The following is a 12,755-nucleotide window of genomic DNA, read 5'->3' as shown; positions in this document are numbered from 1 at the left end:
GCAGGGGATCAAGCGATGGCGGCCTAGCGGCGCCGCCCGGGGAACGCGGTGGTCACGCCCGCTCCTCCACAGACGCGATGAGCCGGGCGCCGTCCGGCTCGTCCAGGACGATCCCGAACGTCTCGGCGAGGGTGGCGGGGAGGTGCTGCGGGGCCAGCGTCCGCTTCTCCTCGGTGCCGTCGGGACGGGTGGTCGTCAGGTTCGTCCCGTCGAGGACGTGGTGGGAGTCCAGGGAGAACTTCTGCACGAACGGACGGGTCGTGAACGGCGAGCGCGGGTGGGTCGCGATGAAGTAGTTGAACAGCTCGTAGTCGATGTGGAACGTCTCGTTCAGCGTGAAGGTGTGGCGTTGCAGCCAGCCGCCCGCGCCGCGCTGGTGCAGTTCCCAGGTGCGCGGGCCGTGCTGGAGGCGGAAACCCCAGCCGTCCTGCTCCACCTCGGTCACGCCGTCCTCGGCGGGGAAGGCCAGGGGTTCGAGGGGGCCGGCGCCGAAGCCGACGTCGCAGAGCAGGTCGGGCTCGCCGGGGATCCTGACCTGGAGCAGCGCGTGGGTGCTCGGGAGAAGCTTCGTCGCGCCCATCGTCACCCGCCCGGCGAGGGCGGTGAACTCGAACCCGGCCTTCTCCAGCACCGCCGCGAACAGTTCGGTGTGCTCGAAGCAGTACCCGCCGCGCGCCCGGTCGACGAGCTTGGCCTGGAGCGCCTCGACGCCCAGCTCGACCGGGCGGCCGAGGATGACCTCCAGGTTCTCGAACGGGATCGAGGTGACGTGGGCGCGGTGCAGGGCGCGCAGCGTCGCGGCGGTGGGCTTCAGGTCGTCGTGGTAGCCGACCCGCTTGAGGTAGGCGGGCAGGTCCAGCAGATCGCTCTGCCAGCCATATCCGAGATCCTCGCTCATGGTGTCCTTTCAGCTCGGCCGTCAGGCTCGGCCGTGATCGGCTGCCGTCCGGCTCGACCGTCGTCGAATTCGGGGGTGAAGGGGAAAACACCGGCGGCGTCCTGAATCCTCCCGGCGATCCGGTCGACATCGCCGCGTTCGGCGGCCGGGAGGGGAGCACCGGACGCGGCGCGGAGAGCGGCGGCGGCGCCGAGGAGCCGCGCGGCGGGCGCGTGCTCGCCCGCGAGCGAGCGCGCCCCGGCCAGACCCTCGAACGCCAGGGCGATCGCGCGGGGGTCGCCGATGGCGCGGGCGGCGGCGAGGGCCTCGGTGTGCAGGGCGCGGGCCGTCGCGGCGTCGCCGCGCTGCTCGGCGACGAATCCCAGCTCGGCGTGCACGAACGAGATCCCGGCCGTCCCGCCGATCCCGCGCAGCCAGCCGAGCCAGGACCGCAGGTGCCGTTCGGCGGCGTCGAGGTCACCGCGCCGCCGGGCGACCATGCCGAGGCCGATCTCGGCGAACTCCGCGGCCGACGACGCCGCGTGCCGGACGGCGAGGTCCAGCGCCCGCGCGTGCAGGTCGCGGGCCTCGTCGAGGTCGCCGCTCAGCATCGCGATCCGGCCGAGCTGGGCGAGCCGGAACGCGACGTCCGGCCACATCCGCAGCTCTTCGGCGAGGCGCAGCTCCGCGCGGCGCAGCCGGGCCGCCTCGGTGAGGTCACCGATGATCTCGGCGCGGCGGCTGAGGACGTCGGTGGCCTCCACCCGTCCCCACGCGTCCCCGAGCTCGGTGAAGATCGCGAGACTCTCCGCGCCGTGGCGCCTCATGGCGTCCAGGTCGCCGCGTCCCATGACCTGCCTGGCGTGGAGGGCGAGGGCAGCCGCCGTATGCCAACGGTCGGCGCGTGCGCGGAAGACCGCCAGCGCACGATCGATGCGCTCTTCGTTCACGGCCAGGTTGCCGTACGCCCAGTGGACGTGGGTCAGGAACCATTCGGCCTTAGCGCGGTCGTATTCGTCTTTGTAGTTGGCAACCTCGTGGTTCGCCAGGGTCGACCGGCGTAGTGCCTCGGAATCGGTGTCCTCGCCTGAGGCCATGATGAAGCCGGCCAGCCACGTCTCGGTTTCCAGCCGGGCACGGGATGGTTCCTTCGTGGCCGCAAGCGCGGCGCTCAGTGCTCGCCGGGCTTCGCCGAAACGTCCCCGAAGGAACCAGTACCAGCCCTGGGCGTTCACCAGGCGGAGCATGTCCTCGCCGATGGCGTGGTCGAGTGCGGTACGGAGGTTGGCGGCCTCTTGGTCGAGACGTTCCAGCCACTGCCGTTGCCCATGCCCGCGCAGTTCTCCGGCGGCCTCCTCGGCCAAGGCGGTGTAGTAGCGGGCGTGGCGCGCGCGCAGTTCGCCGTCTTCGCCCGACTCCCGGAGGCGCTCCAGGCTGTAGGCGGCGACCGACTCCAGCAGCCGGTAGCGGCCGGCCTCCGTCCGGACGACGAGAGAGCGATCCACGAGCCGGGCCAGCACGTCCACGTCCGCGCCGACGATCTCCTCGACGGCGCCGAGCGTGCAGCCGCCCGCGTGCACCGCGAGGCGCCGCAGCGCGACCCGCTCGGGGCCGGTCAGCAGCTCCCAGCTCCAGTCGATCACCGCGCGGAGCGTCTGCTGCCGAGGCGGGCCGCCGCGCCGGGCGCCGGCCAGCACGCGGAACCGGTCGTCCAGCCGAGTCGCCAGCTCCCGCACCCCCAGCGCGCGGACACGGGTCGCCGCCAGCTCCAGCGCGAGGGGAAGGCCGTCCAGCCGCCGGCAGATCGAGGAGACCCAGGGCGCGGACGCCTCGTCCAGCACGAATCCGGGCGCCGCCGCCGTGGCCCGCGTGGTGAACAGCCGCACCGCGCTGTACTCCAGCAGGGCGGCGGGGCCGGAGTGCAGCCCGGTCTCGTTGCCGGGCAGGTCCAGCGGCGGGACGATCTGGAGCCGTTCCCCGGGGACGCCCAGCGGCTCCCGTGACGTCGCGAGGATCCGCAGGCCCGGAGCCCCGGCCAGCAGCCGTTCCGCCAGCTCGGCGGCGGGCCCGGCGACATGTTCGCAATTGTCCAGGACGAGCAGCGCCCGCCGGGTGCGCAGCGCCTCGGTGAGCCGCTCGACAGGGCCGTCCGCGCCCTCCTCGCGCAGGCCGAGGACGCGCGCCGCCTGCTCGGCGATCTCCGCTGGCGTCCCGGCGTGCTCGTCGGCCAGTTCCACGACCCACACGCCGTCCGGATGATCGCCCACCGAGCGCGCGGCGGCCTCCAGTGCCAGCCGGGTCTTGCCGACACCGCCGGGGCCGGTCAGCGTCACGAGCCGGTCGGCCGCGAGCAGCTCACGGGCCCGCCGTGCCGCCTCCTCGCGTCCGATCAGCTCACCCAGCGGCACGGGCAGCCGCGACGGGAGGCGCGGACGCTCCGCCTCCGCCGGATCTTGTTCGAGCATCGACTGGTAGAGGGCCGCCAGCTCGGGACCCGGGTCGACGCCCAGCTCCCCGGCCAGCCGTTCGCGCAGATCGTGGTAGCCCGCGAGCGCCTCGCCCTGCCGTCCGGCCCGGTACAGGGCCCGCAGATGTGCCGCGCGCAGCCGTTCCCGCAGCGGGTGCCGGCCGACCGGGGCGGCCAGCTCGGCCGCGAGCGCGGCGTGTTCGCCCAGTTCGAGCCGGGCCTCGGCATGATCCTCCAGGGCGACCAGGCGCCGCTCCTGAAGATCTGCCGCCAGGTCGTGCGCGAAGTCGAAGCCGTCGAACGCGGGCCCGCGCCACAGCGCCAGCGCGTTCCCCAGCAGCCGTGCCCTGGCCAGCGGATCGGCCACCTCACCGGCCCGGCCGAGGAGCGCGGCGAATCGACCGGAGTCCACCGCCTCCGGCGCGACCTCGATCAGATAGCCGGGCGGGCGGGACACGATCAGCCCCCGGGCGCCCGGCTCCGCCTCGTCCAGGACCCCGCGGAGCTGTGAGACCCGCGCCTGGAGCGTTCCGACCGGGTTCCGGGGCGGGCGGTCCCCCCACAACGCGTCGGCCAGCCGGTCGACGGACACGGGGCGCCCGGCGTCGGCCAGCAACGCCGCCAGCAGGGCACGCACCTTGGTCTCGGGCACGCGCACGTCCGTCCCGCCGTCGGTCCACACGGCAAGGGCACCCAGCACCCCGAAGCGCATCCCGTCAGCGTATGCGCCGTCCCCGACCCGCCCGCCACGGGGCGACCCGCGGCGAATCCGTAGCGCCCGACGCGACGCTGGACCCCGGTTGTCCGAACAGCGCAGTTCGAACATGACGAGGAGGACTCGATGTCGAAATCCCCGGTGACGGTCATCGGCCTGGGCCCCATGGGCGCGAAGATGGCCGCGGTGTTCCTGGAGAACGGGCGACCGACCACGGTGTGGAATCGGACGGCCGCCAAGGCGGCGCCGCTGGTGGACAAGGGCGCGACCCTTGCCGCGACGCCCGCCGACGCGCTCGCCGCGTCCGAATTGGTCGTCATCAGCCAGACCGACTACAAGGCCATGTACGACTCGCTCGGTGGCGAGACCCACGCACTGAAGGGCCGTGTCCTCGCCAACCTCAGTTCAGGCAGCCCGGACGAGTTGCGCCGCGCGGGCGAGTGGGCCTCCGGGCATGGGGCGGAACTGTTGACCGGAGGCATCATGGTGCCGCCGCCGGCCATCGGAAAGCCCGGATCGTACGTCTTCTACAGCGGACAGGAGACGACCCTGGACCGGCACCGTGAAACCCTCCGCGAGTTGGGCGACACCACATTCATCGGCACGGACGTGGGTCTGTCAATGCTGTACTACCAGGCCCAGCTGTACCTGTTCTGGTCCACGCTCACGGCCTACATGCACGGGCTTGCCCTCCTGGGCACGGCGGGTGTGTCGGCCGAGCAGTTCCATCCGTTCGCCACCATGTCCATCGCGAGCCTGGCCGAGCAGGGACCGATGGGGTACATGCGCGTCATCACCGACGAGGTCGACTCCGGCCTCTCCCCAGGCGACGCCAACACCCTGCTGATGCAGGCGATCGGCGCCGACCACATCGTGGAGGCCAGCCGCGAGGCCGGAATCGACACCCGGGGCCCGGCCGCCCTGAAGGACCTCTTCTGGCGTGCGGTGAACATGGGCCACGGCGGAAACGGCCTCTCCAGCGTCATCGAGGCCATCCGCACCCCCGCGCCCTGACCTCCCCAGTTCAGGCGTCCTCGTGCCGTTCTCCCCACCCGGCCCGACTCGTCCACGCAGACGATCAGGACGGTCGCACAGGTGCAGGCGGCGGGCGCCGACCTGGTGCTGCCGTTTCCGACGAGCTACGGGGTGAGGTGAGCTGGTCGCCGCGCTCCATCGCGTCCTCACGTGACGTCCTCAGGACGCATCCGCGGAGGCCAGGGGAAGGCGCACGACGAACCGGGCGCCCTCGCAGCTGTCGGCGATGGACAGGGAGCCGCCGTAGATCCGCGCGATCTCCCGGGCGATGGGCAGGCCGAGCCCGGTGCCCTCCGGGTCGCGGCGGCGGGAGTCCGGCAGCCGGGCGAAACGTTCGAAGACCCGCTCCCGCGACTCCTTCGGAATGCCGTCGCCGTCGTCGGCGACCACCACCACCGCCTCCCCGCACTCCCGCGTGACGATCACCTCGATCGCCGACGCGGCGTGCCGTTCGGCGTTGCTCAACAGGTTCCCGAGCAGCCGGCTCAGCCGGACCGGGTTCGCCCGGACGATCACGCCGGGCTCCAGCCGGGTCGTGATCGGGACGCCTTCCGGACGGCGCTCCAGCTCCCGCCGGGCCAGCTCGGCGAGGTCGACCCGCTCGACCGGCTGGGGGACGCGGGAGTCGAGCCGGGACTGCTCCAGCAGGTCGATGACGATCTCATTCAGCCGCTCCACGTCGTGCAACGCCGCGCGGACCGCCGTCCGCCAGTTCTCGTCGCCGGGTTCCTCCAGCGCGACCTCCAGCCGGGTGTGCAGGCCGGCGATCGGGTTGCGCAGGTCGTGGGAGGCGTCGGAGATGAAGCGGCGCTCCCGGTTCGTCGCCTCCTCCAGCCGGTCGAGGGTCTCGTTGACCGTCTCGGCGAGATCCTGGATCTCCCCGCCGGTGCGCGGGTTCGTCACCCGCTGGTCGAGGGCACGGGCGCTGAGGTGCGCCAGCTCGCTGCGGATGCCGTCGACCGGGGCCAGTGCCCGGCCGACCGTGTGCCACGTCCACCAGGCGATCAGGGAGAGCAGCGCCACCAGGATCACCGCCATCGCCACCGGCAGCAGCCACGCGCTCGCCAGCGTCGGCAACGGGGACGCGGCGGTGACCATCACCCCGTCCCCGTAGGCGGACGTCCGCAGCCGCATGCCGAAGATCCACACGCACTCGTCCAGGACGGACGGGCAGCTCTTGCGGTCGATGAGCAGCTCACCGGACGTCAGGTCGGTGGGGGCGAGCGGCGGCCGGCCGATGACCTCCTCGCTGGCCGCCAGCACGCGCCGGCCGTCCCGGCTGACGATCTGGACGATCGGCGACTCGCCGGGGCGAGGGTCGAGCGCCTTCGCCGGTTGCCCGCTGACGAGGTCGAACGCGACCCGCTCGACGGTCCGCTCCGCGGTCTCCTCCACGTTGTTCTCCGCCCAGTCGCGGGCGAGGAGCATCCCGAGGGTGAGGGCGAGCAGCAGGATCAGCGCCGAGACGGCCACCGTGATGGTGGTCGCCCGGCCGCGCACGGACAGGAACAGGCGCGCGTGCCACTGGCGGGCCCGCCCGCGCCACCCGTCCGCCGTCTCCGAACGCACACCGATCCCCCGTGTCCCGGACGATCCGGCCTCACCGATGGTGATCGTCCATGACTCAGCGTAGTGGCGAGAATTCCGCGCGTACAGGCGCGGGCATGTCCGGGCATCCCCGATGATCAGCCCGTTGACCTTGTCATCCGGGATGGGACCGCGCCGCGTTCGCCCTGGTCCGCAGCGTCTCCGGGCGGCCCGTCGGAGCCGCCGGCCAAGCCCTCGCCGCCCTTGCCCGAGGCGTGCCAAGCCCCCGGCTAGGCCGTGCCATCGGCGTCAAAGGTCACCGTCAGCGGTGGCCGAACGCGGAAGGTGGCCACCGTTCGCGCGGGCGGGACTGACCGGGCGGCGGCCGTCCACAACCCGTCCTTCGGCCTGATCTCCTTCCGCATGACCGTTCCCGCCCTCCCGGACGAGCCCCTCAGCGGAGCCGACCGGGTCCCCTGCCCCCGGGTCCGCCAGCCGGCCGAGGAGTTCACGCATGTCGTCGCGCAGTTCGGGCGGGATCGCGTCCAGCAGGTGGCGGCGCACCGCCTCGGCGTGGACGGGACGGGCGGCGGCGTGCAACTCGTCCCCGCGATCGGTCGCGACGACGTCCACACCGCCGTCCACCTCCACCCGGACGACGAGGCCCCGCCGCGCCATCCGGGTCAGATGGTGCGAAAGCCGGCTGCGGTGCCATCCCATCGACGCGGCCAACTCGTTCTGCCGCAGCCGTCCGCCCCCCAACTCCGCCATCCGGGACAGCACTCCGAAATCGGGACCGGACAACCCGGTCGCCCGCGCGATGTCGTCGGCCACCCGTGCCCGGACGATCTCGGCAGCACTCGTCCAGACCCGCCACAGTTCCGTCTCCCGGGAAGTCAACGCGACCATGAAACCAGGATAAAAACGTACAGAACGCCCATGTGGCGAATGATCGCCACCGTGACGGCCGGTCCACCCTGGACACGATGGATCACTCCGCGCCCGCGCCCCCGTGGCCGCGCCGCACCCGACACGCCGTTCACCGTTCCGATTGATTGGCCCGGCCGTGGGAGGCGTAGTGCCTGTCGGTTGTCTCCGCCAGAATCGACGCATGCTGAGGATCGGATCCGTGGTGCTGGGTGTCTCGGATGTGCCGCGTGCGGCCGCCTTCTGGATGGAGGCCCTGGGATACGTCCCGCGGGAGGAGATGGAAGAGGATTGGGTGGTGCTCGTGCCGAAGGACGGGGCGGGGGCCCAGCTATCGCTCGGCCTCAGCGAGACGCCGGCCCAGGAACATCCGCGGACCCACCTGGACCTGTACGCCGGGGACGCGGCCGACCAGGCCGCCGAAGTCGAGCGGCTGGTGTCTCTGGGCGCTCGGCGCGTCGCCTGGGACCTTTATCCCGAGGACGCCGACTTCGTCGTGCTCGCCGATCCCGAGGGCAACCGCTTCTGCGTCATCGACACCAGTCGCACCTGATGGACGAGCCGTGGCCATGCCGAACGACACCAGACCCGGCCACCCGATGAATCCCCGCTCACGCCGGGACTTCAGGCGTCCGCCCCCCGCCACAGTGGCGGGAGCCGGGTCCGTGAGGCGGTCATGCGGCGGAAGTCGAGCCGGGCCGACGTCACGAGGGGCGCAATGTGATGAGGATTTTCGGGAGAGCGCCACGCCCAGCCGTGCATTCAGGCGGGCTCGCTGCTCGTCCGTGATCTCGCCAAAACAAGATCTGTGAGGTGCTCCTGGCAAGGTTCGAGGCTGCCCGTTGGAGTGAGCGGTCCTTGCCGTTGATCACCCCGTCCGTCCGGTGCACGTGGCGTAACGCCGTTGAAACGAGCGGAACACCACCTATCTGATCCTTGGAGCTGTCAAGGCGATTTGCTAGGGATTGCAGATACTCCCGCCCTTCTCGCCGGGAGGCCGCAGGAAAGATCACAAGAGTTGGGCGGGAGAGGCGGAAATGGAGATCGCGACACCGGTAGTGGCAGTGATTCCCCTGCGCCGCCTGCCCGGGTCTCCAGGGAGCTCTGCACGCTGGATCACCTTTTCGTGAGCGGAGCCGTCCACGGCAGAAAGAGACACCTCTAGCGACTCAACCGGATAGTCCCATAATTCGCCCACGGCAGGCACAAGGCCCCTAAGGGGTGCATAGTCAGGGGCCACGATGGGCGCCGGGTTCGATGTCTTGATGGGCCCTGGAGCGGAGGGGATGGTGTTGGACATCGGGTGGGCCAGATGTAGGCACATCCCCGACCAGGGAGGCCGTCATGGCGCTACGTTTTCTGGGCAAGTCCCCGGACAGCAAGGACGGCGACTCGCCCTCACTCTGGCATGACGATGCCGATGGAAGCGTCTTGGTGCAGGGGTGGAAGGAGGAGGGCGACCCGGCGGTGCTGGCTGAACTCCTGGCGACTTCCCATCGTGATCACGTCCCGGTGAACGAGGCGATAGTGCGGATTCCGGGCAGCATCCTCCCCTTGCTCAAGGAGCTGATGAATGACGACAGTCCCGACGCCCGCTAAACTCCTCCGGTCGGCGCAATTCACCGCCGTCCACCTCGAGATGCGCGACGTCTATACCGTGGACGGGGAGGACGAGGATTTCGAGGGTTGGAAGGTAGGACACCGGGACGATCCGGCCGACCCGGCTTCGTGGTGGCGGCCGTGGCTCACCCTCGTCCAGGAGGTGACGGGCCGCGGGGTTCAGATCCGGCGGGCCCGCATCGTCTCCGAACCGGTGAGCCAGTACATCCGGTTCGAGTACGACGGCACGTTCACCAACGTGTACGCGGGTGAGCAGGTGCGCTGGCTGCCCCGACGTCAGGCCTCCGGCCTGTGCCTGCCCGGCAACGATTTCTGGCTGTTCGACGGCGAGCTGGTTCTGTGGAACCACTTCGACGGGGACGGCCGGACGCTCCAGCAGGAGACGACCACCGACACATTCCTGATCACGACGTGCTCGTCGGCGTTCGAGGCGGTGTGGGAACGCGGGGTCGATCACGCGGACTACCTGCCGGCGTGATCCGCCCCAGCACCCCGTCATGTCCACCACCTCACCCTCGTCCAGCGCCCAGCAGGCCCGCCGGGCACTGGCCGATCGCCTTCGCGAACTCCGCCTCGACGCGGGCCTGACCGGTCGGGCCCTCGCGGCCCAGGCCGGCTGGCACCGCACCAAGGTCAGCAAGATCGAGCATGCGGCGCGCGCTCCGAGCAGCCAGGACGTCCAGATCTGGTGCCGGATGTGCGGGGCCGAGGAGCAGACCGCCGACCTCATCGCCGCGCTCCGCGCCGTGGAGGGTGCGTTCATCGAGTGGCGGCGGCTCCAGCGGTCCGGGCTTCGGCGCCTCCAAGAGTCCCGGATGGGTCTGTACGAGCGGACTCGCCTTTTCCGGATCTACGAGCCGGGGGTCATGCCTGGCCTCCTACAGACGCCCGGCTATGTACGAGCGGTCCTCACCACGGTCGGCTCGTTTCGCAACAGTCCCACCGCCGACCTCGACGACGCGGTGGACGCTCGCATCGCCCGGCAGCGCGTCCTGCGGGAAGGCGATCACCGGTTCGCCTTCCTGGTGGAGGAGTCCGCCCTGTGGAGCCGCCTCGGCGGGGCCGAGGTGCTCGCAGACCAACTCGCCCACCTCCTGCGGATCACGCGGTTGCCCACGGTCTCCTTCGGTGTGATCCCGGCGGACGCCGAACGCAGGCTCTGGCCGGTCGAGGGCTTCTGGATGTTCGACAAGGAACGCGTGTCGGTGGAGACCGTCTCCGGATGGCTGACCATCACGCAGCCCGCCGAGATCGCCTTGTACGCCTCGGCGTTCGAAGAACTGGCCCAGCCGGCCGCACACGGCGCGGCCGCTCGCGAGCTGATCACCAGGGTGCGGGACACCCTCGTGTGAAGTCGCGTGCCACACTTCGCCACACTCGTGGCCGGCCCCACGACCTCGTACCTAGCGTGGTAGAAGAAGCACAGTGTGTGATCACGGCGTGGGGGGTTCACAGTGGGGTTCTTGGAGTGGCCGCGTGAGACCGACGCGGAGCAGGTGATCGGCCCGGGCGGTGCCGGGCGGCTGGCGAGCCTGGCCGGGACGCTGCGCGGCCAGAGGCTCACGGCCGAGATCGTGGACGGACGTCTCCACGTCACGCACGACCCGGACAGCAAAGGCGTGGTGCTGGAGTGCCGCAGGCGAGCCAGTGACAATGACCAATGGTGGTTCAGTTGGGCGAACGGCATCTGGCTGTGCGAGGCCGACCATCCCATGGACGCCGTGGTGGCGGTGAAGGGCGCCTTGCGACCGCCTCCGGAGTGAACATGCGGGCCCACGGCTCCGGTGTGCGCGGGGCGGGTACACCGAGGCGATGGGCCGGGGCTGGAAGATCGGCCGCGTGCGGGCGTCACGCGGTGATGGCCGCCATCAGGTCGTGCCGTCCGCAGGCGCCGGTCTTGCGGAAGATCGCCTTGAGATGGTCGTTGACTGTGTGCACCGACAGATCGAGATGGCGGGCGATCTGCTTGGTCGCGGAGCCGTCGTGCAGGTAGTGGATGATCTGCCGTTCGCGTGCGGTGATCTGGTACCAGTCGCAGAACGTCGGGAGCAGCAGCGCGCCGGTCGCACGCTGGATCACGATCGCGACGTGCCCGTCGTCGCCGAGCGGCTGCGCCTCGATCGAAGTCCACCCGCCGTTCCCCATGGACGGGATGCACATCCGCGGATAGCGCGCCCGCGGGTCGCGGCCGTGCTCGCGTGCCTCGAACGCCAGGGCGGCGACGGAGACCTCGACGAGCCAGTCCGGTATCGCGTGCTGGGCGATCATCGGGTCCAGCCACCGTCCGGCCTGGGGCGTCCTCGACTTGATCTTGCCGTCCGGGGTGATGACGAGCATTCCCGGCGCTGACTGCCGCGCTGAGGGAACGACGGGCCCCGCGGTCATGTAACGGCGCACTGCGGCGATCAGCGGCGGCCCGGCCTCGGCGATCCGGTACCGGTCGTCCATGTCGAACGGCCGGGCACCGGCCGCCCTGGTCAGGCAGAGCAGCCCCCACACCCCGCGCGAGTCGCGCAACACGAAGCGCAGTTCCTCGCCCACCCCGTACTCGGCGAACAATCGATCGGGCGCGTCCGCACGGCGCATCCGGTCCGTCACCGCCACCGGCACCGGCTGCCGCGCCAGACCGGCCAGGCCCCGCAGATCGTCCATTCCCCTGCTGTCGACGCTCATCACCTGACGCCCGAGATCGGGCCCGTACCCGTGCCAGAACGCCACCCCGGTGACGCCCGCTCCCAGCGACGGATTCATCACTCCGAATCGCAACGCCTCATGCGGGACCACTGACGTGATCACCTTGGAAAGCGCCGCCCCTATCTCTTCAAGCCCGGCACCTGGCACCAATACCGTACATATTTGCCGATATAAACGATCCCCCGTACCCCTCATACTTCCCAGTGTCGGTCCCACCGGCGTGGAATGCACACGCGTTTTCTCAAGACTCGGAAGATCACCGGGTCATCGTCCCGACCAAGGCGCGGCCGCAGCGTTGGACCCGTCGTGCCAGCGGAAATCAGCGGGAAGTGGGTCCGACTCGTGGTTGCGATGGCCCAATCCGGACACGGAAAGTTGTGATCGATCATGCCGTGGAGATCATGGTCAGTGGCGGGACGGGGCGTGAAGTTCCCTTGTTCAGGTAAGACAGGACCGGCGTTGGCCGCCGCCACATCGGTATGTCACCGGGAAGAGTCCTCGCGGCTATGGCGTTCATGCTCGTGTGAGGATAGGACAGGCTTCCGCGGTGAGCGGTGCGAGTGTCAGGGCTTTGCGGCACTACGAAGAAGAAGGGCTGATCACCCCCGGCCGTCGGGCGAACGGATATCGGGACTACTGCCCCTCAACCATCGGCACGGTGCTGCACATCCGTTCGCTTCTGAAGGCTGGACTGCCGGTGCGGCTGATCCGCGCTGCCCTGCCGGGCCCGAGCGACGGATCCGACGGGCCGCGATCGTCGTCCTGCGAGGAATTCCTCGCCGAGGTGGAGCGGTATCGAGACCGGCTGGCCGCGCAGATCGCGAGCCTTGAGGCGCAGCGATCGGCCCTCGACACCTACCTCGGACGCGCCCGCCCGCCCGCGTCGGCTTGAC

The 12,755-nt window shown here is 70.7% G+C and carries 12 protein-coding genes; 7 read left to right on the top strand and 5 right to left on the bottom strand.

What is annotated here, in order from left to right; all coding sequences use genetic code 11:
* Positions 1-52: 52 nt before the first annotated feature.
* Entirely contained in the window at positions 53-898 is an 846-nt protein-coding gene (locus AMA02S_RS00750) for an arylamine N-acetyltransferase family protein (protein WP_067449904.1), read from the bottom strand.
* Entirely contained in the window at positions 895-4,056 is a 3,162-nt protein-coding gene (locus AMA02S_RS00745; RefSeq protein ID WP_067449902.1) for an ATP-binding protein, read from the bottom strand. Before AMA02S_RS00745 ends, AMA02S_RS00750 begins: the two co-directional genes overlap by 4 nt.
* Before the next feature lie 129 nt (positions 4,057-4,185).
* Between AMA02S_RS00745 and AMA02S_RS00740 the strand changes: the two genes are divergently transcribed.
* A complete protein-coding gene (locus AMA02S_RS00740) occupies positions 4,186-5,073 on the top strand; it encodes an NAD(P)-dependent oxidoreductase (RefSeq protein WP_067449900.1) in 888 nt (295 codons plus the stop codon).
* 180 nt (positions 5,074-5,253) lie between these two features.
* Here AMA02S_RS00740 and AMA02S_RS00735 read toward each other — a convergent pair whose 3' ends face one another.
* Positions 5,254-6,663 carry a sensor histidine kinase gene (locus tag AMA02S_RS00735; protein WP_084264383.1) on the bottom strand — a complete coding sequence of 470 codons (1,410 nt, stop codon included), beginning with the start codon at positions 6,661-6,663 and terminating at the stop codon, positions 5,254-5,256.
* Positions 6,664-6,930: 267 nt separating this feature from the next.
* Positions 6,931-7,530, bottom strand: a complete 600-nt coding sequence (locus AMA02S_RS39740) for a MarR family winged helix-turn-helix transcriptional regulator (protein WP_157430293.1) — start codon at positions 7,528-7,530, stop codon at positions 6,931-6,933.
* Positions 7,531-7,732: 202 nt separating this feature from the next.
* Here AMA02S_RS39740 and AMA02S_RS00725 point away from each other — a divergent pair, with 202 nt between their 5' ends.
* The 5 genes from AMA02S_RS00725 (at position 7,733) to AMA02S_RS00705 (ending at position 10,931) form a co-directional block, all read left to right on the top strand.
* Positions 7,733-8,101: a VOC family protein gene (locus AMA02S_RS00725; protein ID WP_067449896.1), complete on the top strand. Its 369-nt coding sequence runs from the start codon at positions 7,733-7,735 to the stop codon at positions 8,099-8,101.
* A 791-nt stretch (positions 8,102-8,892) separates the two neighbouring features.
* Positions 8,893-9,147, top strand: a complete 255-nt coding sequence (locus AMA02S_RS00720; protein WP_067449892.1) for a hypothetical protein — start codon at positions 8,893-8,895, stop codon at positions 9,145-9,147.
* Positions 9,122-9,646, top strand: a complete 525-nt coding sequence (locus AMA02S_RS00715; RefSeq protein ID WP_067449891.1) for a DUF6879 family protein — start codon at positions 9,122-9,124, stop codon at positions 9,644-9,646. Before AMA02S_RS00720 ends, AMA02S_RS00715 begins: the two co-directional genes overlap by 26 nt.
* A 19-nt stretch (positions 9,647-9,665) precedes the next feature.
* On the top strand, positions 9,666-10,520 hold the full coding sequence (locus AMA02S_RS00710; protein ID WP_067449890.1) for a helix-turn-helix domain-containing protein: 855 nt from the start codon (positions 9,666-9,668) through the stop codon (positions 10,518-10,520).
* 111 nt (positions 10,521-10,631) lie between these two features.
* A complete protein-coding gene (locus tag AMA02S_RS00705) occupies positions 10,632-10,931 on the top strand; it encodes a hypothetical protein (RefSeq protein WP_157430292.1) in 300 nt (99 codons plus the stop codon).
* Positions 10,932-11,016: 85 nt separating this feature from the next.
* Here AMA02S_RS00705 and AMA02S_RS00700 read toward each other — a convergent pair whose 3' ends face one another.
* The gene (locus tag AMA02S_RS00700; RefSeq protein WP_218004803.1) at positions 11,017-11,919 is read right to left on the bottom strand and encodes a helix-turn-helix transcriptional regulator; all 903 of its coding nucleotides are present in this window, start codon (positions 11,917-11,919) and stop codon (positions 11,017-11,019) included.
* A 466-nt stretch (positions 11,920-12,385) separates the two neighbouring features.
* Here AMA02S_RS00700 and AMA02S_RS00695 point away from each other — a divergent pair, with 466 nt between their 5' ends.
* Positions 12,386-12,754: a MerR family transcriptional regulator gene (locus AMA02S_RS00695; protein WP_067449886.1), complete on the top strand. Its 369-nt coding sequence runs from the start codon at positions 12,386-12,388 to the stop codon at positions 12,752-12,754.
* Position 12,755 lies beyond the last annotated feature (1 nt).

This window comes from Actinomadura macra NBRC 14102 (assembly GCF_001552215.1).
Classification (GTDB): Bacteria; Actinomycetota; Actinomycetes; order Streptosporangiales; family Streptosporangiaceae; genus Spirillospora; species Spirillospora macra.
Note: the sequence above shows the minus strand (reverse complement) of the source record. Positions and strands in the feature narration are given on the sequence as shown.